The 20,851-nt window shown below is 66.0% G+C and carries 18 protein-coding genes; 14 read left to right on the top strand and 4 right to left on the bottom strand.

The features are described from left to right. Positions 1 to 505: 505 nt before the first annotated feature. On the bottom strand, positions 506 to 1,774 hold the full coding sequence (locus ACPTTC_RS01385; RefSeq protein WP_423391354.1) for an SGNH/GDSL hydrolase family protein: 1,269 nt from the start codon (positions 1,772 to 1,774) through the stop codon (positions 506 to 508). 199 nt (positions 1,775 to 1,973) lie between these two features. Between ACPTTC_RS01385 and paaA the strand changes: the two genes are divergently transcribed. From paaA to ACPTTC_RS01345, 8 genes are all read left to right on the top strand, one after another. Beyond that, the gene (gene paaA, locus ACPTTC_RS01380; RefSeq protein WP_423391353.1) at positions 1,974 to 2,972 is read left to right on the top strand and encodes a 1,2-phenylacetyl-CoA epoxidase subunit PaaA; all 999 of its coding nucleotides are present in this window, start codon (positions 1,974 to 1,976) and stop codon (positions 2,970 to 2,972) included. 40 nt (positions 2,973 to 3,012) lie between these two features. Further along, on the top strand, positions 3,013 to 3,297 hold the full coding sequence (paaB, locus tag ACPTTC_RS01375) for a 1,2-phenylacetyl-CoA epoxidase subunit PaaB (RefSeq protein WP_181315664.1): 285 nt from the start codon (positions 3,013 to 3,015) through the stop codon (positions 3,295 to 3,297). A gap of 10 nt (positions 3,298 to 3,307) precedes the next feature. After that, the gene (paaC, locus tag ACPTTC_RS01370; protein WP_423391352.1) at positions 3,308 to 4,111 is read left to right on the top strand and encodes a 1,2-phenylacetyl-CoA epoxidase subunit PaaC; all 804 of its coding nucleotides are present in this window, start codon (positions 3,308 to 3,310) and stop codon (positions 4,109 to 4,111) included. 23 nt (positions 4,112 to 4,134) lie between these two features. After that, on the top strand, positions 4,135 to 4,695 hold the full coding sequence (gene paaD / locus ACPTTC_RS01365) for a 1,2-phenylacetyl-CoA epoxidase subunit PaaD (RefSeq protein WP_175969956.1): 561 nt from the start codon (positions 4,135 to 4,137) through the stop codon (positions 4,693 to 4,695). Positions 4,696 to 4,700: 5 nt separating this feature from the next. After that, positions 4,701 to 5,789: a 1,2-phenylacetyl-CoA epoxidase subunit PaaE gene (gene paaE, locus ACPTTC_RS01360; RefSeq protein WP_226199506.1), complete on the top strand. Its 1,089-nt coding sequence runs from the start codon at positions 4,701 to 4,703 to the stop codon at positions 5,787 to 5,789. 128 nt (positions 5,790 to 5,917) lie between these two features. Next, positions 5,918 to 6,742, top strand: a complete 825-nt coding sequence (locus ACPTTC_RS01355; RefSeq protein WP_423391351.1) for a DUF1835 domain-containing protein — start codon at positions 5,918 to 5,920, stop codon at positions 6,740 to 6,742. Between the two features lie 16 nt (positions 6,743 to 6,758). After that, positions 6,759 to 7,364 (top strand): TetR/AcrR family transcriptional regulator, encoded by a 606-nt coding sequence (locus ACPTTC_RS01350; RefSeq protein WP_006482923.1) that lies wholly within the window; start codon positions 6,759 to 6,761, stop codon positions 7,362 to 7,364. Positions 7,365 to 7,608: 244 nt separating this feature from the next. After that, positions 7,609 to 8,256 carry a GNAT family N-acetyltransferase gene (locus ACPTTC_RS01345; RefSeq protein ID WP_175958320.1) on the top strand — a complete coding sequence of 216 codons (648 nt, stop codon included), beginning with the start codon at positions 7,609 to 7,611 and terminating at the stop codon, positions 8,254 to 8,256. A gap of 58 nt (positions 8,257 to 8,314) precedes the next feature. Here ACPTTC_RS01345 and ACPTTC_RS01340 read toward each other — a convergent pair whose 3' ends face one another. Then, complete coding sequence (locus tag ACPTTC_RS01340; RefSeq protein WP_175958319.1) at positions 8,315 to 8,839, bottom strand: Lrp/AsnC family transcriptional regulator; 525 nt, start codon at positions 8,837 to 8,839, stop codon at positions 8,315 to 8,317. Positions 8,840 to 9,051: 212 nt separating this feature from the next. Here ACPTTC_RS01340 and hppD point away from each other — a divergent pair, with 212 nt between their 5' ends. Next, positions 9,052 to 10,149 carry a 4-hydroxyphenylpyruvate dioxygenase gene (hppD, locus tag ACPTTC_RS01335; protein ID WP_175969952.1) on the top strand — a complete coding sequence of 366 codons (1,098 nt, stop codon included), beginning with the start codon at positions 9,052 to 9,054 and terminating at the stop codon, positions 10,147 to 10,149. Positions 10,150 to 10,281: 132 nt separating this feature from the next. Here hppD and ACPTTC_RS01330 read toward each other — a convergent pair whose 3' ends face one another. Beyond that, on the bottom strand, positions 10,282 to 10,476 hold the full coding sequence (locus ACPTTC_RS01330) for a hypothetical protein (RefSeq protein ID WP_423391350.1): 195 nt from the start codon (positions 10,474 to 10,476) through the stop codon (positions 10,282 to 10,284). Positions 10,477 to 10,795: 319 nt separating this feature from the next. Between ACPTTC_RS01330 and ACPTTC_RS01325 the strand changes: the two genes are divergently transcribed. Beyond that, complete coding sequence (locus tag ACPTTC_RS01325; RefSeq protein WP_423391349.1) at positions 10,796 to 14,386, top strand: indolepyruvate ferredoxin oxidoreductase family protein; 3,591 nt, start codon at positions 10,796 to 10,798, stop codon at positions 14,384 to 14,386. A 146-nt stretch (positions 14,387 to 14,532) separates the two neighbouring features. Here ACPTTC_RS01325 and ACPTTC_RS01320 read toward each other — a convergent pair whose 3' ends face one another. After that, positions 14,533 to 16,803, bottom strand: coding sequence for an NADP-dependent malic enzyme (locus ACPTTC_RS01320; RefSeq protein WP_423391348.1), 2,271 nt, complete (start codon positions 16,801 to 16,803; stop codon positions 14,533 to 14,535). 460 nt (positions 16,804 to 17,263) lie between these two features. On the opposite strand from ACPTTC_RS01320, the gene ACPTTC_RS01315 reads away from it, so the two are divergent. From ACPTTC_RS01315 to argC, 4 genes are all read left to right on the top strand, one after another. Next, on the top strand, positions 17,264 to 17,950 hold the full coding sequence (locus ACPTTC_RS01315; RefSeq protein ID WP_011350651.1) for an orotate phosphoribosyltransferase: 687 nt from the start codon (positions 17,264 to 17,266) through the stop codon (positions 17,948 to 17,950). Positions 17,951 to 18,190: 240 nt separating this feature from the next. Further along, the gene (locus ACPTTC_RS01310) at positions 18,191 to 18,784 is read left to right on the top strand and encodes a YbhB/YbcL family Raf kinase inhibitor-like protein (protein ID WP_423391347.1); all 594 of its coding nucleotides are present in this window, start codon (positions 18,191 to 18,193) and stop codon (positions 18,782 to 18,784) included. 221 nt (positions 18,785 to 19,005) lie between these two features. Next, positions 19,006 to 19,578 (top strand): flavodoxin family protein, encoded by a 573-nt coding sequence (locus ACPTTC_RS01305; RefSeq protein ID WP_175969948.1) that lies wholly within the window; start codon positions 19,006 to 19,008, stop codon positions 19,576 to 19,578. A 154-nt stretch (positions 19,579 to 19,732) separates the two neighbouring features. After that, on the top strand, positions 19,733 to 20,683 hold the full coding sequence (argC, locus tag ACPTTC_RS01300) for an N-acetyl-gamma-glutamyl-phosphate reductase (RefSeq protein ID WP_174918426.1): 951 nt from the start codon (positions 19,733 to 19,735) through the stop codon (positions 20,681 to 20,683). Positions 20,684 to 20,851: the final 168 nt, after the last annotated feature.

Genomic DNA, 20,851 nt, shown 5'->3' with positions numbered 1-20,851 from the left:
TATGAATCACTTCATAAACCTGACTTACTTTAGTGTGAGACTCTTGATACTTTTGCCATCTGACCCGAGGATCAGCTCGCTTCCATCAAGCGCCCACACTTATCGGCTGTTAATTTTTAAAGAGCATTCTGCAAGGAACTTCGTGTTTCCCGGCAGCGCTGCGTTTTCAGCAGCAGAGAAGCGAGATTATGAACCGTGTTTCGCAGCTCGTCAACAACTTTTTAACATCAGCGTTGCGACTGCGGGGCTCAACTTCCGGGCCAGTTGTACGCGCCAGACTGCCGCACACCACCGACCCTGCTTCCCTCTTCCGCGCCGCGTTTCCGTTAGCGCGAAAGAGGCGTGATTCTAAGCACCCGCCCCCAACCACGCAAGCCCCTTTGTGAAAATATTTTGAAAAAGCCCCCGTGCGCTGCCGCGCACGGGGGCTCGGGGCTCGACGGGCCGCGTGATGCTGCTGACCTCCCGGTCGCCAGCAACACTTCCCTCTATATATAGAGGCGCGTCACTTGCCGCCCACCACTGCCTGCAGTTGCTCGATCGACACCGCATCGGCCATCGCCGTGTAGCCGGCGTCGCTCGGATGAATGCCGTCCCCGCTATCGTATCGACGCTGCAGCACGCTCGGGCGCGCCGGATCGCGCAGCACGGCATCGAAGTCGACCACGCCGTCGAACCCGCTACCGCTCCGGATCCACCGGTTCACCTCGAGCCGGATCGCCTCGCGCCCCGCCGGCAGCCCAGCCGGCGTCAGCGTCGCGCCGAAGACCTTCACCCCCTGACGGTGCGCCGCTTCGATCAGCCGGCGGTAGCCGTCGATCAAAGATGCAGCCGTGACCTGCGTATGCGGGTGGTCGCAATCGAGCCCCGCGCGCGGCGGCATCGCCGCAAAGTTGATGTCGTTGATCCCGATCAGCACGATCGCCGCCTTCACACCCGCGCGCGACAGCGCATCGCGTTCGAATCGCGATGCCAGCGACGTGCCGTAGCACGCCGAATCGCTGAGCAGCCGGTTCCCGCTGATACCAAGATTCGCGACGCCGATCGACTCCACGCCGGAGGCGCTCAGCCGACGCGCCAGCGCGTCCGGCCAGCGGTGGTTCCGGTTCACGCTCGAGCGCAGCCCGTCAGTGATCGAATCGCCGATCGCCGCTACGCTGGCACGCGCGGAGCCGGCCTCGACCGCGAGCTCGGTCACCCATGCATATTGGGTAAAACGGGCGCGAAACGCGGCGGCGCCCGGATCACTCACGTGCCCCCCCGGTGCAGACACGTAATTGAACTGGTTCGACACGCGGTGCCAGACCGTCATCCGTTGGTTCGGCCCCATCTGGAGGCTGATCGCATACGGCCGCCCGACCGCCACGTCGATCGCCACCGGATCGCTTTCGAGTTCCTGGCCCGGTGCCAGCGTCACGGACGCCATGCCGCCGAACCGGACCGGCACTGCCGCGCCCGCAAGCGCCGCCCCGTCCCCGGCGCGCGCGAAGCTCGCCGCCTCGACGACCAGGGGCGCACGACCGTACGCATTGCTGACGCGGATCCGTGCGGCACGACCCGACACCGTCGGATACACGATCTGGCGCACGGCCCGTCCGGCCACGTCGGGCGCACGATAAAGCGGCGGCGGTGCGGCAAGGTCGGGAATCGGCTGCAGCGCGGTCGCCCACGCGGCCACCCATCCAGCCGGCGCGGCCGAGGCCGACGCCACGAGCGGCGAGACAAAGACGGCCGCACCCAGCACGACCGCGGCGATACTGCTTCGGAATGACATCGGCAAAATCCTCGTCGGAAAGCGGGCATTGTGCCGTAGAAGACGCGAACCCCACGCGCCAGACCAGCACGATGCCACCTGATCGCGCCCTGACGTCCCTCGTTTACCCGAATCGTGCCGCAAATCCACAAGAAATTTATTAACCGACCGGTCGGTTGGTTTATACTTCGCACACATTCAACCGGACGAGAATCTCGCCATGTACACGCAATCCCTCGACATCCCCGGCAACGTCGCGCCGCTCGACGCCGCAGCCGAGTCGCCCGAGCAGGCGCGGTTCGATGCGGTCATGGCCGCCGACGGCAAGATCGAACCGCAGGACTGGATGCCCGACGCCTATCGCAAGACGCTGGTTCGCCAGATCTCGCAGCACGCGCACTCGGAAGTCGTCGGCATGCTGCCCGAAGGCAACTGGATCTCGCGCGCGCCGAGCCTGAAGCGCAAGGCGATCCTGCTCGCGAAGGTCCAGGACGAAGCCGGCCACGGCCTCTATCTTTATAGCGCGGCCGAAACGCTCGGCGTATCGCGCGATTCGCTGATCGACGCACTGCACGCCGGCAAGGCGAAATATTCGAGCATCTTCAACTACCCGACGCCGACCTGGGCCGACGTCGGCGTGATCGGCTGGCTCGTCGACGGTGCGGCGATCATGAACCAGATCCCGCTGTGCCGCTGCACGTACGGCCCGTACGCGCGCGCGATGATCCGCGTGTGCAAGGAAGAATCGTTCCACCAGCGCCAGGGCTTCGACGCGCTGCTGTCGATGATGAAGGGCACCGACGCGCAACGCGCGATGGTCCAGCAGGCCGTGAACCGCTGGTGGTGGCCGGTGCTGATGATGTTCGGCCCGAGCGACGCCGATTCGGTCCACAGCAATCAGTCCGCGAAATGGGGCATCAAGCGGATCACGAACGACGACCTGCGGCAGAAGTTCGTCGACGCGACGGTCGACCAGGCGAAAGTCCTCGGCGTGACCCTGCCCGACCCCGACCTGAAGTGGAACGAGGCGCGCGGCCATCACGACTACGGCACGATCGACTGGGACGAATTCTGGCGCGTGGTCAACGGCGACGGCCCGTGCAACAAGGAACGCCTCGCGACCCGCGTGAAAGCGCACGAGGACGGCGCATGGGTGCGCGAAGCCGCACTCACCCACGAAGCAATGCGCCGCGCGCGCGCCGAACAGCACGCCGCCTGAGCGGCGGCACACCATCGAATTCAGGATTCAGGAGAAAGTGATGAGCAAGGAATGGCCGATCTGGGAAGTGTTCGTGCGCAGCAAGCAGGGGCTCGACCACAAGCATTGCGGCAGCCTGCACGCCGCCGACGCGTCGATGGCGCTGCGCATGGCGCGCGACGTCTACACGCGCCGCCAGGAAGGCGTGAGCATCTGGGTGGTGCCGTCGTCGGCGATTACCGCGTCGGATCCGAACGAGAAGGCCGAGCTGTTCGAGCCGGCGGGCGACAAGATCTACCGTCACCCGACGTTCTACACGCTGCCCGACGAAGTCAACCACATGTAACGCCCGCGCCATGACGATCACGCCCGAACACCTCTCCTACGTGCTGCGCCTCGCGGACAACACGCTGATCCTCGGTCAGCGCAACGCCGAATGGTGCGGCCACGGCCCGATCCTCGAGGAAGACATCGCACTCACCAACATGAGCCTCGACCTCATCGGCCAGGCACGCATGCTGTATACGCACGCGGCCGAACTCGAGCGCCAGCTCACCGGCGCAACGAAGACCGAGGACGACTACGCTTACTTCCGCACCGAGCGCGAGTTCGCGAACTTCACGCTCGCCGAGCTGCCGCACTACGGCCCGGTCGCCGGCACCGCGCACGCCGACAAGGACTACGCGGTGACGATCGTGCGCAACTTCCTGTACTCGGTACTGATGCTGCACGTGTGGACCGCGCTCGAAACGTCGACCGACACGCAGCTCGCCGCGATCGCCGCGAAGTCGGTAAAGGAAACCCGCTATCACGTGCAGCACGCACGCGAGTGGCTCGTCCGCCTCGGCGACGGCACCGACGAATCGCACCGTCGCGCGCAGGACGCGCTCGACTACCTGACGCCGTATACGCGCGAATTCTTCGCCGCCGATGCGATCGACGACGCAGTCGCAGCCGAGGGCATCGCCCCCGCACCGGCCTCGCTCGAAGCGGCATGGCACGCTGACGTGGACGACGCGCTCGCGGAAGCGACACTCACGCTGCCGGCCCCCGTGCAGCATGTGACGACCGGCAAGCAGGGCGAGCACTCGGAACACATGGGCTACCTGCTCGCCGAAATGCAAAGCCTCGCACGCCAGCACCCCGGCGCGACCTGGTAACCCCGACGCCACGGAGCCCGACGATGTCCGTCCAGACCGCCCCCGCTCATGTCGCGCCCACCGTGCACCGCGACGATCCGCTGCTCGCCCGTGCATGGGACGTGCTCGAAGCCGTGCCCGATCCCGAGATTCCGGTCGTGTCGATCCGCGAGCTCGGCATCCTGCGCGACGTCCGCCGCGCGGACGACGGCCAGCTCGAGGTCGTGATCACGCCGACCTACTCGGGCTGCCCGGCCATGTCGCAAATCGCGGAGGACATCGCCGCCGCGCTGCAGGCCGCCGACCTCCCGCCGCACCGGATCGAGACGGTACTCGCGCCCGCGTGGACGACCGACTGGATCACGCAGGAAGCGCGCGACAAGCTGCGCGCGTACGGCATCGCGCCACCGGTCGGCCAGTGCGGCACGGCCGCGCCGCGGGAAAGCGTCGTGCGCTTCGTGCCGCGGCCGGTCGCGGCGCCCGCGTGCCCGCGCTGCGGCTCCGCCCGCACCGAGCGTCTCGCGCAATTCGCTTCCACGGCCTGCAAGGCGCTGTATCGCTGCGTCGACTGCCGCGAACCCTTCGACTACTTCAAACCTTATTAATCGATATGGCGACCCCGCAATTTCATCCGCTGCGTATCCGCGACGTGCGGCCCGAGACCGCCGACGCCGTAACCGTCTCCTTCGACGTGCCGCCCGAGCTGCGCGATGCGTACCGCTTCACGCAAGGCCAGTTCGTCACGTTGAAGACCCACATCGACGGCGAGGAAACGCGACGCTCGTATTCGATCTGCGTCGGCACGACGGACTACGACCGCGACGGCGAACTGCGCATCGGCATCAAGCGCGTGCGCGGCGGCCGCTTCTCGAACTTCGCGTTCGACTCGCTCAAGCCAGGCCACACGATCGACGTGATGACACCGGACGGCCGTTTCTTCACCCACCTGAACGCCGATCACGGCAAGCAGTACGTCGCGTTTTCCGGCGGTTCCGGGATCACGCCGGTGCTCGCGATCGTGAAGACGACGCTCGAACTCGAGCCGCGCAGCACATTCACGCTGATCTACGGCAACCGCAGCGTCGACGCGATCATGTTCGCGGAAGAGCTCGAGGACCTGAAGAACCGCTACATGAACCGCTTCGTCCTCTATCACGTGCTGTCGGACGACCAGCAGGACGTCGCGCTGTTCAACGGCGTACTCGACCAGGCGAAATGCGCGGAATTCCTCGACACGCTGACGCCGGCCGACGCGATCGACGAGGCGTTCATCTGTGGCCCCGCGCCGATGATGGATGCGGCCGAGGCCGCGCTGAAGGCAGCCGGCGTGCCGCAGGCGAAGGTGCACGTCGAGCGCTTCGGCACGCCGCTGCCGCAGGCCGGCGCGCCGGTCGTCGAAATCACCGACCAGACGCCGGCCGCCGACCTGGAAATCGTGCTCGACGGCAAGAAGCGCAAGCTGCGGCTGCCGTACGAAGGCGTGAGCCTGCTCGATATCGGCCTGCGTGCGGGCCTCGCGCTGCCGTATGCGTGCAAGGGTGGTGTGTGCTGCACCTGCCGCGCGAAGGTGCTCGAGGGCGAAGTGCGGATGGAAAAGAACTACACGCTCGAAGCGCATGAAGTGAAGGACGGCTTCGTGCTCACGTGCCAGTGCCACCCGATCAGCGACAAGGTCGTCGTGAGCTTCGACGAGCGTTGAGCGACGTCGCGTCGCGGCGCCGGACGGTTTCTCGCCGTCACACATCTCGCTTACACTAGGGGCCGCCGGCCGGCTGGACATCGCAATGTCCGCCCGGCCGGCGGTTTTCTTTTGTTGACGACAGGCCGATGAGTACCATTCATGTGATTCAGGGCGGCACCGCCGCCGCGTCGCTGCGCGAGGCCCTCGCGCAAGCCGGACGCGACGAGCGCGTCGTCGGATTGCTCGACGATCTCGGGGTCGGGCCGCTCAAGGGCGCCGACGAGACGCCCGACACGCGCGCCGCCTTCTGGCAGCGCGTGCTCGGCGACCAGATTCCCGACTGGAACGCGGAGATCGAAGGCGAGTTCGCGCGCCTCGACCAGCTCGCGACGGATACGGGCCAGGTGGTCGTGTGGCATGCGCCGAGCGTCGGCGACAAACTGCTGCTGCGCCGCGTCGCCTATCACCTGCGCAACGTCCCGCAACGCCTGAACGAAGTGCGCCTGTCGGCCGCCGACCTCGTCTCGGCGCAGCGCGCGGCGCTGTCGCGCACCGACCAGGCGTGTGCGACCGGCATGTTCTCGCCCGCCGAACTGGCGCGGAAGCACCCGATGGCCGCGCCGATCTCGGTGCTGCGCATCGGCCGCCTCGCGCTCGAATGGCAGGAGGCGAAGCACCAGAACGCCGAGTTGCGCTACTGGGTCAGCAACACGATCAAGAGCGGCCACTATGCGGACCTCGACGCGCTGATCGTCGCGCGCGCGGAAGCCGACTGGCGGCCCGCGGGGCGCCTCGTCGGCAGCATCATGGCCGACGCCGACCGCGGCGGGCTGTTCGTCAGCGACTCGATCGCCTGGTGGCGCTGCCGCGAACTCGCGGCGGCCGGCCGGCTCGAGCTGCAGGACGACGCGCCCGACGCCCTCTCTTCCACGCAGGTGCGCGCGGCCCGCACGGCCACCACGCACCGCTAATCTTCCGCATTCGACCATGGCCCGTACCCGAGCGCCCGACCACGAATCCCAGCGCGAGCAGATCCTCGATCTGGCCGCCGAGAAATTCGCGCAGACGAGCTACCCGAGCACGTCGATGTCCGATCTCGCGACCGCGAGCGGCACGTCGAAGGCACGCCTCTATCACTATTACGAGAGCAAGGAAGCGATCCTGTTCGACCTGCTCGACCGCTACACGAAGCGGCTGATGCTGATCATCGCCGAGGTCGAAGGGGCGAGCCAACGGCGCGGCCTCAGCGAGCGCGACGCGTTCGCGGAGCTGGTGCGCGCGTTCCTCGCCGAGTACGAAACGTCGCACAGCCGCCACGTCGCGCTGCTCAACGACGTGAAGTACCTCGAGGACGCACAGCGCGAAATCGTGCTCGATCGCCAGCGCGACATCGTCGCCGCGTTCACGCGGCAGCTCGCGCGCGCGTACCCGGACCGCATCTCGAAGGAAAACCAGACGTCCGTGACGATGATGGTGTTCGGGATGATCAACTGGACGTTCACATGGCTGAAGCCCGGCGGCCGCCTCGGCTACCGCGACTTCGCCGAGCAGGTGATCGACCTGATCGAGCGCGGGCTATCGACGGCCGCCTGATTGCCGCACAGCAGCAAGCGTTGCAAGACGGGCACACTGCGACCGCCCGCCGCGCATTTCATATGATGAATTTTAAATCTGTTAAAAATCAAATAGATGCGAGATTAACTAAGCAGATTTAGAATTCATCCTCCAGTACAAACAAGGTCAAATACGGGTTTTCCCCAATCCGGGGGCTGACGGTCGGGTAAAATGCTGTTGCGTTGCACAACCCGCTGTACGGTCACACATTGAGGAACCCACGATGAACACGCAATTGAACGGCCCCGCCGATGTCGTCGGCACCGCCGGTAGTGCGCCGGTTCTCGTAAGGGAACTGGCTTCCAAAGACCGTGAGCAGATGCTCACCCACTTTCTCTCGCTCGACGAAGAGGACCGCCTGCTGCGCTTCGGCCAGATGGTGCCCGACCACGTGATCGAGAACTATGTCCGCACGATCGACTTCGGCCGCGACACCGTGTTCGGCGTGTTCGACCACGACCTCGAACTGATCGGCGTCGGCCACCTGGCCTACCTGCCGGCCGACGGCGACAAGCGCACGGCCGAATTCGGCGTGTCGGTGCTCGAAAGCGCACGCGGCCGCGGTGTCGGCTCGAAGCTGTTCGAGCGCGCGGCGATCCGCAGCCGCAACACGCACGTGACGATGCTGTACATGCACTGCCTGTCGCGTAACGCGACGATGATGCACATCGCGAAGAAGTCCGGGATGCGGATCGAGTACGCGTACGGCGAAGCCGATGCGTACCTGTCGCTGCCGCCGGCCGACCACTCGACGATCATCGCGGAGATGCTGCAGGAACAGGCCGCGGTGTTCGACTACGCAATGAAGCGCCAGGCGCGCCGCACCACGAAGTTCATCGAATCGCTGATGCCCGCCGCCCTGACGGCGTAATGTCGGCCTGCCGGGCCGCGCCAGCCGCGCGCCCGGCCCCTCCCTGCCCCGCCGCGCGCTAGCGCACCGAACGAATCGGCAACGCCGTCGTCTCCTTGAAGCAATCGAGCGAAAAGCTCGTCTTCACGTCGATCACCGACGGGTGATGTAGCAAGTGCTCCTGCACGAAGCGGGAAAAATGCGCCATGTCCTCGACCTGCACGCGCAGCAGGTAATCCATATCGCCCGTCATCGCGTGGCACGCGACCACTTCCGGCCAGGTCTGCACGGCCGCGCGAAACAGCTCCGCATGGGTCGCACCCGCACGTGCCGACGTCTCGTCGGCCCGCGCCGGCGCCAGACCGCCGCGCTTCTCGAGCCGCACGCTCACGTACGCGAGCAGGTCGAGCCCGAGTTTCTGCGGATTCAGCAGCGCGACATAGCCGGTGATCACGCCGATCTCCTCGAGCCGCCGAATTCGCCGCAGGCACGGGCTCGGCGACAGGTTCACGCGCTCGGCGATCTCCTGGTTAGACAGGCGCCCGTTCTCCTGAAGAATCGCGAGAATCCGCCGGTCGATGGCATCCAATTCGGCTTGCGCCATCTTCTGCCCTCCAATGAGTATTCAGAGACTGGAAATTGCGCCATCGTAGGTTCAGGCAATTAAGTTCGCAAGTTTACGCTCGCGGCTGCCCGCTACACTCTGTCGCACGTACCGATTCGTCGCGCACGCCGCCGCGTGTGCCACGTTCGACATCGAACCAGGCCGGACCTGCGCACGTCGCCCCGGCCGATCGCCCCCACAGGAGACACGCCATGCAGATCCCGAACTGGGACAACCCCGTCGGCACCGACGGCTTCGAATTCATCGAATACACGGCACCAGACCCGAAAGCGCTCGGACAACTGTTCGAACGGATGGGTTTCACCGCGATCGCGCGCCACCGCCACAAGGACGTGACGGTGTACCGCCAGGGCGACATCAACTTCATCATCAACGCGGAACCGGATTCGTTCGCACAACGCTTCGCGCGCCTGCACGGCCCGTCGATCTGCGCGATCGCGTTTCGCGTGCAGGATGCCGCGAAGGCGTACCAGCGCGCGCTCGACCTCGGCGCATGGGGCTTCGACAACAAGACCGGCCCGATGGAACTGAACATCCCGGCGATCAAGGGCATCGGCGATTCGCTGATCTACTTCGTCGACCGCTGGCGCGGCAAGAACGGTGCGCAACCGGGCGCAATCGGCGACATCAGCATCTATGACGTCGACTTCGAGCCGATCGCCGGCGCGAACCCGAACCCGGTCGGCCACGGCCTCACCTATATCGACCACCTGACGCACAACGTGCATCGCGGCCGCATGCAGGAATGGGCCGAGTTCTACGAGCGCCTGTTCAATTTCCGCGAAGTGCGCTACTTCGACATCGAAGGCAAGGTGACGGGCGTGAAGTCGAAGGCGATGACGTCGCCGTGCGGCAAGATCCGCATCCCGATCAACGAGGAAGGCTCGGATACGGCCGGCCAGATCCAGGAATACCTCGATGCGTACCACGGCGAAGGCATCCAGCACATCGCGCTCGGCGCCTCCGACATCTACCAGGCGGTCGATGGCCTGCGCAGCAAGGATGTGAAGTTGCTCGACACGATCGACACGTATTACGAACTGGTCGACCGCCGCGTGCCGAATCATGGCGAATCACTGGAAGAACTGAAGAAGCGCAAGATCCTGATCGACGGCGCGCGCGACGACCTGCTGCTGCAGATCTTCACCGAGAACCAGATCGGGCCGATCTTCTTCGAGATCATCCAGCGCAAGGGCAACCAGGGCTTCGGCGAAGGCAACTTCAAGGCGCTGTTCGAATCGATCGAACTCGACCAGATCCGCCGCGGGGTCGTGCAGGACAAGGCCTGACGCATCCGGCGGACGGCTGCCCCGGGGTAACCCGGCAGCCCGCACGATCCAGCGGCGCAAAAAAAGGGCGGGAATCCTCCGATTCCCGCCCTTTTTGCATTCCGGCGCGGCCCGCAAGGCCGCGCGACCGGATCAACGCGCGTTCGCCTTCGACTCGACGGCCCGCTCGGCCGACGGCTGCGCGACGGCGTCCTGGGCCGGCACGATCCGTTGCATCTGCGCGCCGGCTGCCGCCAGTGCGCTCGCGCCTCGCGCGTGCACCGGGCCGGTCATCGAGAAAAACGCGGCGGACACGATCAGGAAACTCTGGATATGACGTGTGTTCATTGCACCTCCTGTAAAACTGCCGGCGCCTCCCCGATTGCGTCGAAACGAACCCACGCGGCCGGGCACCTCCGGCAGGCCGACAAGATTAACGGCATTTGCCCGCAAATGGGGGCTGCTTTACATGCATTTACATGATGTAACGCATGGTCATGCCCTTTTTCACCGGCGCGCCGCCGCATTTTGTCCGATGGGCGGCGGGTTTGCCCCAGTGCTACCATCGCTTGAAACCGGCCAATATGCCGGCCACTGCCGACGCGTCCACAAGATGCCCGAGGCAGTCGAGTTTTGGTGATCCCAAACTGGGTGGAGGAGACAGTTAATGAATGCCCCGCTAGACGCAGGCCAACGCGCATCGCTGGAAGCCGCGCTGAAGTCCGTCACGCTTGACGACAAATACACACTGGAACGCGGTCGCGCGTACATGAGCGGGATCCAGGCCCTCGTGCGCCTGCCGATGCTCCAGCAGGAACGCGATCGCGCCGCCGGCCTCAATACCGCCGGCTTCATCTCCGGCTATCGCGGTTCACCGCTCGGCGGCCTCGATCTGTCGCTCTGGAAAGCCAAGCAGCACCTGGCAGCCCACCAGATCGTCTTCCAGCCCGGCCTCAACGAAGATCTCGCCGCCACCGCCGTGTGGGGCTCGCAGCAAGTGAACCTGTACCCCGGCGCCAAGCACGACGGCGTGTTCGGCATGTGGTACGGCAAGGGCCCGGGCGTCGACCGCACGGGCGACGTATTCAAGCACGCGAACTCGGCCGGCTCGTCGCAACACGGCGGCGTGCTGGTGCTCGCCGGTGACGACCACGCAGCGAAATCGTCGACGCTCGCGCACCAGTCCGAACACATCTTCAAGGCCTGCGGGCTGCCGGTGCTGTTCCCGTCCAACGTGCAGGAGTATCTCGATTTCGGCCTGCACGGCTGGGCGATGAGCCGCTACTCCGGCCTGTGGGTCGCGCTCAAGTGCGTGACGGACGTCGTCGAATCGTCGGCGTCGGTCGACATCGACCCGCATCGCACCGAGATCGTGCTGCCGACCGACTTCATCCTGCCGGAAGGCGGGCTGAACATCCGCTGGCCCGACCCGCCGCTCGTGCAGGAAGCACGGCTGCTCGACTACAAGTGGTACGCGGCGCTCGCCTATGTGCGCGCGAACAAGCTCGACCGCATCGAGATCGACTCCCCGCACGCGCGCTTCGGGATCATGACCGGCGGCAAGGCTTACCTCGACGTGCGCCAGGCGCTGACCGACCTCGGCCTCGACGACGAAACCTGCGCGCGGATCGGCATCCGCCTCTACAAGGTCGGCTGCGTGTGGCCGCTCGAAGCGCAGGGCGCGCAGGCGTTCGCGCGCGGCCTCGACGAAATCCTCGTCGTCGAGGAAAAGCGCCAGATCCTCGAATACGCGATCAAGGAAGAGCTGTACAACTGGCCCGACGGGCAACGTCCGCGCGTGTTCGGCAAGTTCGACGAGAAGGACGGCGCCGGCGGCGAATGGTCGGTGCCGATGGGCAACTGGCTGCTGCCCGCGCACTACGAGCTGTCGCCCGCGATCATCGCGAAAGCCATCGCGACGCGCCTCGAGAAGTTCGAGCTGCCGTCCGACGTGCGCGCGCGCATCGCCGCGCGGCTCGCCGTGATCAACGCGAAGGAAATGGCGCTCGCGAAGCCGCACGTGCAGACCGAGCGCAAGCCGTGGTTCTGCTCGGGCTGCCCGCACAACACGTCGACCAACGTGCCGGAAGGCTCGCGCGCGATCGCGGGGATCGGCTGTCACTACATGACGGTGTGGATGGACCGCAGCACGAGCACCTTCAGCCAGATGGGCGGGGAAGGCGTGCCGTGGATCGGCCAGGCGCCGTTCACGGACGAGAAGCACGTGTTCGCGAACCTCGGCGACGGCACCTATTTCCACTCGGGCCTGCTGGCAGTGCGCGCGGCGATCTCGTCGAAGGCGAACATCACCTACAAGATCCTCTACAACGACGCGGTCGCGATGACGGGCGGGCAGCCGGTCGACGGCGTGCTGACGGTGCCGCAGATCACGCACCAGCTCGCGTCCGAAGGCGCGAAGAAGATCGTGATCGTCACCGACGAGCCGGAGAAGTACGACAGCCAGAAGGCGCTGCTCGCGCCGGGCGTGACGATTCACCATCGCGACCAGCTCGACGACGTGCAGCGCGCGCTGCGCGAGATCGAAGGCACGACGATCCTGATCTACGACCAGACCTGCGCGACCGAGAAACGCCGCCGCCGCAAACGCGGCACGTATCCGGACCCGGCGAAGCGCGTCGTGATCAACGAAGCAGTGTGCGAAGGCTGCGGCGACTGCTCGGTGCAGTCGAACTGCCTGTCGGTCGAGCCGCTGGAAACCGAATTCGGCACGAAGCGCCAGATCAACCAGTCGAGCTGCAACAAGGACTTCTCGTGCGTGAAGGGCTTCTGCCCGAGCTTCGTCACGGTCGAGGGCGGCCAGTTGAAGAAGCCGAAGGCCGTATCGGTCGACGGCAACGCACTGCCGCCGATCCCTGAGCCGACGCTGCCGGACATCGACCGCGCGTACGGCGTGCTCGTCACGGGCGTCGGCGGCACGGGCGTCGTCACGATCGGCGCGCTGCTGGGGATGGCCGCGCACCTGGAAAACAAGGGTGTGACCGTGCTCGACGTGACCGGCCTCGCGCAGAAGGGCGGCGCCGTGATGAGCCACGTGCAGATCTCGCACGCGCCGACCGACATCCACGCCACGCGGATCGCGATGGGCGAAGCCGACCTCGTGATCGGCTGCGACGCGATCGTCACGGCCGGCGACGAGTGCACGTCGCGGATGCGGCACGACGCGACGCGCGTGGTCGTCAACAGCGCGCAGACGCCGACCGCCGAGTTCATCAAGAACCCGAACTGGGCGTTCCCCGGCCTGTCCGCCGAGAACGACATCCGTGCGGCTGCCGGCGAAGCCGTCGATTTCATCGACGCGAACCGCTTCGCGGTCGCGCTGCTCGGTGACGCGATCTACACGAACCCGTTCGTGCTCGGCTACGCGTGGCAGAAAGGCTGGCTGCCGCTCACGCTCGCGTCGCTCGTCCGCGCGATCGAACTGAATGCGGTCTCGGTGGAGAAGAACCGTGCGGCATTCGACTGGGGCCGCCGCGCCGCGCACGACCTGGCGAGCGTGAAGCAGGCCGCGGCCGGCGACGCGCGCCCCGCGCAAGGCGCCACGGTGATTTCGCTGCACACGAAGAAGGCGGTCGACGCGCTGATCGCGAAGCGCGTGGAATTCCTCACCGCGTACCAGAACGCCGCGTACGCAGCACGCTATGCGGCATTCGTCGACAAGGTGCGCGCGGCCGAGCGCGCACTGGCAGACGGCGACACGGTGCAGGAACAGCTGACCGAAGCGGTCGCGCGCAACCTGTTCAAGCTGATGGCCTACAAGGACGAATACGAGGTCGCGCGGCTGCAGTCCGATCCGGCGTTCCTCGCGCGCCTGTCCGCGCAGTTCGAAGGCGACTGGAAGCTGAAGTTCCACCTCGCGCCGCCGCTGTTCGCGAAGACGGACGCGCACGGCCATCTCGTGAAAAAGGCATACGGCCCGTGGATGATGTCGGCATTCCGGCTGCTCGCGAAGGCGAAGTTCCTGCGCGGCACGGGGCTCGACCCGTTCGGCCGCACCGAGGAGCGTCGCACCGAGCGTGCGCTGATCGGCGAGTACGAAGCGCTGATCGGCGAAGTGCTCGGCAAGCTGAACGCGGCCAACCGCCCGCTCGCCCTCGAGCTTGCGGCGCTGCCGGACGGCATTCGCGGCTACGGCCACGTGAAGGAGAACAACCTGCGCGCGGTACGCCAGAAGTGGAACACGCTGCTCGCGCAGTGGCGGGCGCCGGCCGGCGGCCAGCCGCACCAGCAGGTCGCGTAACGGCACACGGCGGGCCTTCGCGGTCCGGAGGCCCGCCGGCGCGCCGCTGCCGGTTCGCGTCACGATAAAAAAAACGCCGCGGAACGCAGGTTCCGTGGCGTTTTCCATTGCGCCGCGCGCGAAGCGCGGCACACGCGGGCGCGGACTTACTTCGTGTTCACGTTCGCGGCGGCAACAGCCGTCATGTTGATGATCCGGCGCACGGTCGCGGCCGGCGTCAGGATGTGGACCGGCTTCGCCGCGCCGAGCAGGAACGGGCCGACCGTCACGCCTTCGCCGCCGACCATCTTCAGCAGGTTGTACGCGATGTTCGCCGCTTCGACGTTCGGCATGATCAGCAGGTTCGCTTCACCCGCCAGCGTCGTGCCGGGGAAGGCCTGCTTGCGGATCATTTCCGACAGCGCCGCGTCGCCGTGCATTTCGCCGTCGACTTCCAGGTTCGGCGCACGTTCGACGATCAGCTTGCGAGCCTCGCCCATCCGGCGCGACGATGCCGACGGCGCGCTGCCGAAGTTCGAGTTCGACAGCAGCGCAGCCTTCGGCACAATGCCGAAGCGCTCGATCTCGGCCGCAGCCTGGATCGTCATGTCGGCGAGCTGTTCGGCGCTCGGCAGCTCGTTCACGTACGTATCGCACACGAACAGGTTGCGGCCCGGCAGCATCAGCAGGTTCATCGCCGCGAAGTGCTCGGCGCCCTTCGCGCGGCCCAGCACCTGCTCGATGAACTTCAGGTGGCTGTGGAACGTGTCGATCATCCCGCAGATCATCCCGTCCGCGTCGCCCTGGTGCACGAGCATCGCGCCGATCAGCGTGTTGAACTTGCGCATCGCGGCCTTCGCGACTTCCGGCGTCACGCCGTCGCGCGCGCCGATCTCCTGATACGCCTGCCAGTAGCGGTGGTAGCGCGCATCGTCTTCCGGATCGACGATCTCGAAATCGGTGCCGGCCTTCAGCTTCGAACCGATCTTTTGCAGGCGCATGTCGACAACCGACGGACGGCCGACGATGATCGGCTTCGCGATCTTCTCCTGCAGCACGAACTGCGCGGCGCGCAGCACGCGCTCGTCCTCGCCCTCGGCGAACACGATGCGGGCCTGCTTCTGCTTCGCGGTCGCGAACACCGGGCGCATCACCATGCCGGTGCGGTAGACGGTCGCGCCGAGCTGCTCGCGGTAGGCATCCATGTCCTGGATCGGACGCGTCGCGACGCCCGAATCCATCGCGGCCTGTGCGACGGCCGGCGCGATCTTGATGATCAGGCGCGGGTCGAACGGCTTCGGAATCAGGTAGTCCGGCCCGAATTCGAGCGAGTGGCCTTCATACGCCTTCGCGACTTCCTCGCTCTGGTCGGTTTCCTGGGCCAGCTCGGCGATCGCGCGCACGCACGCGAGCTTCATTTCTTCCGTGATCGTCGTCGCGCCGACGTCGAGCGCGCCGCGGAAGATGAACGGGAAGCACAGCACGTTGTTGACCTGGTTCGGGTAGTCCGAACGGCCGGTCGCGACGATCGCGTCCGGGCGCACGGCCTTCGCGTCTTCCGGGCGGATTTCCGGTTCCGGGTTCGCGAGCGCCAGGATCAGCGGGCGGTCGCCCATCGTCTTGACCATGTCCTGCTTCAGCACGCCCGCGCTCGAGCAGCCGAGGAACACGTCGGCATCGACGATCGCGTCGGCGAGCGTGCGTGCGTCGGTGGTCGCCGCATAGCGCTGCTTCGACGGATCGAGGTTGCCGCGCCCTTCGTAGATCACGCCCTTCGAATCGGCGACGAGGATGTTCGACTTCGTCAGGCCGAGGTTCACCAGCAGGTCCAGGCACGCGATCGCCGCGGCGCCCGCGCCCGAGCACACGAGCTTCACTTCGGACAGCTTCTTGCCGACGACCTTCAGGCCGTTCAGGATCGCGGCCGACGCGATGATCGCGGTGCCGTGCTGGTCATCGTGGAAGACGGGGATCTTCATGCGCTCGCGCAGCTTCTGCTCGATATAGAAGCATTCCGGCGCCTTGATGTCCTCGAGGTTGATGCCGCCGAGCGTCGGCTCGAGCATCGCGATCGCCTCGACGAGCTTGTCGGGGTCGGACTCCGACAGTTCGATGTCGAACACGTCGATGCCCGCGAATTTCTTGAAGAGGCAGCCCTTGCCTTCCATCACCGGCTTCGCGGCGAGCGGGCCGATGTTGCCGAGGCCGAGCACGGCGGTACCGTTCGTGATGACGCCGACGAGGTTGCCGCGCGACGTGTACTTCTGCGCGTCGAGCGGATCGGCGTGGATCGCTTCGCACGCAGCGGCGACGCCCGGCGAATACGCGAGCGACAGATCGAGCTGGTTCGACAGCGGCTTGGTCGGGGTGACCGAAATCTTGCCGGGTTTCGGGTTCAGGTGATAAGCCAGTGCGGCCTGCTTCAGTTGTTCGTCCATGATTGACCTGCGAGAGACATGCGAAATATTGACGGTTCAGTACACAGCACCTTCGGCCGCGTCTGCTTGAATCGAGGGGGTGGTCGACTGCGAGACGGCACGCGACGCGCCGGATCGGCACGCCATCGAACCTTGGCGGGTGGCAAGAGGAAAGTACAAAGTACTGAACGATTTCTAAGGGTCGCCTAGTGTACACCCCGCGCATGGCGCATGTTGGTGCAGCGCCGCATCCTCCGCATCAGCACGTGGTCGGTCCGGCCCCGCTTGTTTCGCCGGTGGTGAGCCGCGTGGCGAACCTGCGCGAATTCCGCCGAAAACCGGTCTGAATCGGGTAAAATAGCCGGCTACGCGCGCAGCGATGCGATTGGCCGTCCGATCGCGCCCCGGCCCCCTGGGCAGGTTCCCCTTGCTGCGCCACCGGGCCCGCGCCCGCTCTTCGCTCATCACCCAAGGAATGCCCATGACAGGCTACGATCGTCAGTCGATCTCGGATACGACCGCCAAAATCCTGCTCGAAGTACAGGCAGTGCACTTCAATGCAGAAAAACCGTTCATCTTCACGTCCGGCTGGGCAAGCCCCGTCTATATCGACTGCCGCAAGCTGATTTCGTATCCGCGCGTGCGCCGCGCGTTGATGGAAATGGCTGAAACGACGATCACGCGCGACATCGGCTTCGAGCAGATCGATGCGGTGGCGGGCGGCGAGACGGCCGGCATCCCGTTCGCGGCATGGATCGCGGACCGGATGATGGTGCCGATGCAGTACGTGCGCAAAAAGCCGAAGGGTTTCGGCCGCAACGCGCAGATCGAAGGCCATCTGGAAGAAGGCTCGCGCGTGCTGCTGGTGGAAGACCTGACGACCGACAGCCGCAGCAAGATCAACTTCGTCAACGCGCTGCGCACCGCAGGCGCGACGGTGAACCACTGCTTCGTGCTGTTCCACTACAACATCTTCAAGGAAAGCGTGTCGGTCCTGAAGGACATCGACGTCGACCTGCACGCGCTCGCCACGTGGTGGGACGTGCTGCGCGTCGCGAAGGCATCGGGCTACTTCGAGACGAAGACGCTCGACGAAGTCGAGAAATTCCTGCACGCACCGGCCGAGTGGTCGGCTGCGCACGGCGGCGCGACGTCCCCGAAGGACTGACGCCGCGTCGGCCCGCTGGCCGGCGTCCTGGCTGAACCAGCCGCCCGCTTCATCGCGGGCGGTTTTTTTTCGCCCGTCGATCCGCGCAGGAAACGATCGCGACCGCGGGTCGCGGCGTGCATCGCTCATCGAACCCTAATGCTAGACTTGATCCATCGCTGCCATCAGCTGCGCAGGCAACGCACTACGCCAACAATGCCGGACGCATCGGTCCGGCCCACGTGACGGGAGAAGCGCCATATGCGTGTGGATCGCCGGATCACTCCGCCTGCGCCATCGGGTCGCCCGTCGCCATTCCTCGCCGCCCTCCTTTACGCCGTCGCCCTCGCTGCCCTACCCGCGCACGCGGAAGGTCCGTTCACCGTGACGAGCGACGACCTGAGCCCGGGCGGGCGCGTCCCCGCCGCGAACGTGTTCGACCGCGGCGACTGCAAGGGTGGCAACCGCTCGCCGCAACTCACCTGGCACAACCCGCCGCCCGGCACGCACGGTTACGCGGTCACGGTCTTCGATCCCGATGCACCGGGGCATGGCTGGTGGCACTGGGCCGTGGCGGGCATTCCTGCGACGGTCACGAGCCTGCCCGCCGACGCGAGCGCGTCCGGATTCCTGCGGCGCATCGGCGCGAGCGAGGCGCGCAACGACTTCGGGATCGACGGCTACGGCGGCCCGTGCCCGCCGCCCGGCAAGCCGCACCGCTACGTGATCACCGTCTATGCGCTGAAGGGCGGCGACCTGCGCGTCGCGCAGGGCCGCCCCGCGCCGATGTTCGAGCACGAGATCGGCACGCTGGCGATCGGCACCGCGCAACTCACGGTCAACTACGGGCAGTAATGCGCATCGGGCGCCGGGCATTGCGCGCCGCCGCACCGCGATTGCCGGCCGCCGCAACATGACAGACTCTGCGAGCGAGCGTTTTCCCGTCATTTCGGCTTGCTAGACTGGTCGTCACCGGGCGCGGCGCCACGCCGCGCATCCGTCGCGCCGCCCCGCCGGCGACGCGTGACGCGGCGCGCCTGCGGCCGCCGTTCCCGTTCCTTTCTGGAGAGCGCTTCATGTCGAACATCGTCATCGTCTATCACAGCGGCTACGGTCACACGCAGAAACTGGCCGAGGCCGTGCACACGGGCGCGCAGGAAGCCGGCGCGACCGTTCGCCTGCTCGCCGTCGGCGACGTCGACGACGCGGGCTGGGCCGCGCTCGACGCGGCCGACGCGATCGTCTTCGGTGCGCCGACCTACATGGGCGGCCCGTCGGCACAGTTCAAGCAGTTTGCCGATGCGACGTCGAAAGCGTGGTTCACGCAGAAATGGAAGGACAAGATCGCCGCGGGCTTCACGAACTCCGCGACGATGAACGGCGACAAGTTCTCGACGATTCAATATTTCGTCACGCTGTCGATGCAGCATGGGATGGTGTGGGTCGGCACGAGCCTGATGCCGGCCAACTCGAAGGCGGCCACACGCAACGACATCAACTACCTAGGCGGCTCGACGGGCCTGCTCGCGCAGTCGCCGGCGGATTCGACGCCCGACGAGGGCCCGCTGCCGGGCGACCTCGAGACCGGCAAGGCATTTGGCCGGCGTGTTGCCGAAGCGACCGCCCGCTGGGTCGCCGGCCGCGGCTGAGCACGCCCTGGCGCCCGCGCCGCCGGGCACCAAAGGGACACAAGACGGTCCGCCGGCCGTCTTTTTTTCGCCCCGCGCGGTGCAGGCGCGCCGGATGACGTCTTAAAATGGCGGATTCAGGGCGCGGGCCCCCGTTTCATTCAGTGAGAGCGAAATGAGCACCAAAGTTTTTGTCGACGGCCAGGAAGGCACGACCGGCCTCAAGATCTTCGAATACCTGTCGGCACGCAGCGACATCGAGATCCTGCGCATCGATGAAGCGAAGCGCAAGGACGTCGAAGAGCGCCGCCGCCTGATCAACGCGTCGGACGTCACGTTCCTGTGCCTGCCGGACGTCGCATCGCGCGAATCGGCGTCGCTCGTCGAGAATCCGAACACGACGCTGATCGACGCGAGTACCGCGTTCCGCACCAGCGCCGACTGGGCATACGGTCTGCCGGAGCTGACCCGCGCGCAGCGCGAGAAGATTCGCACGTCGAAGCGCATCGCGGTGCCGGGCTGCCACGCATCGGCCTTCGTGCTCGCAATGCGTCCGCTCGTCGATGCAGGCATCGTCGCGCCCACGTTCGCCGCGCACAGCTACTCGATCACCGGCTACAGCGGCGGCGGCAAGTCGATGATCGCCGACTACGAAAACGCGGCGCCGGGCGGCAAGCTCGCGAGCCCGCGTCCGTACGCGCTCGGCCTCACGCACAAGCACCTGCCGGAAATGGCCGCGCACACGGGCCTCGCGAACCCGCCGATCTTCACGCCGATCGTCGGCCCGTTCCTGAAGGGGCTCGCGGTGACGACCTACTTCACGCCCGAGCAGCTCGCGAAGCGCACGACGCCGCAGGACGTGCAGCGCGTGTTCGCCGAGTACTACGCGGACGAAGCATTCGTGCGCGTCGCGCCGTTCGATGCGGACGCGAACCTGGACGGCGGCTTCTTCGACGTGCAGGCGAACAACGACACGAACCGGGTCGACCTGTTCGTATTCGGCAACGAAGAACGCTTCGTCACGGTCGCGCGCCTCGACAACCTCGGCAAGGGCGCATCGGGCGCCGCCATCCAGTGCATGAACCTGAGCATCGGCGCGGCCGAGGACGCGGGTCTCAAACGCTGATTCAACATCGCATGCAATGCAAAGCCGGCCACTGGCCGGCTTTTTATTTACTCGTATCAGGCAATATATAAAAAATCCCGGATCGCGCATTTACAAATATTTACAAGCTTTCCATTGCGCGATTACCAGTGAATTAATCCCACCCCTTCCTTATCCAGTCAATCCCGA

The organism is Burkholderia mycopellens (genome assembly GCF_964265025.1).
In the GTDB taxonomy this organism is placed as follows: Bacteria; Pseudomonadota; Gammaproteobacteria; order Burkholderiales; family Burkholderiaceae; genus Burkholderia.
The sequence above is the reverse complement of the archived record's forward strand: the minus strand, read 5'-3'. Positions and strand labels throughout refer to the sequence as shown.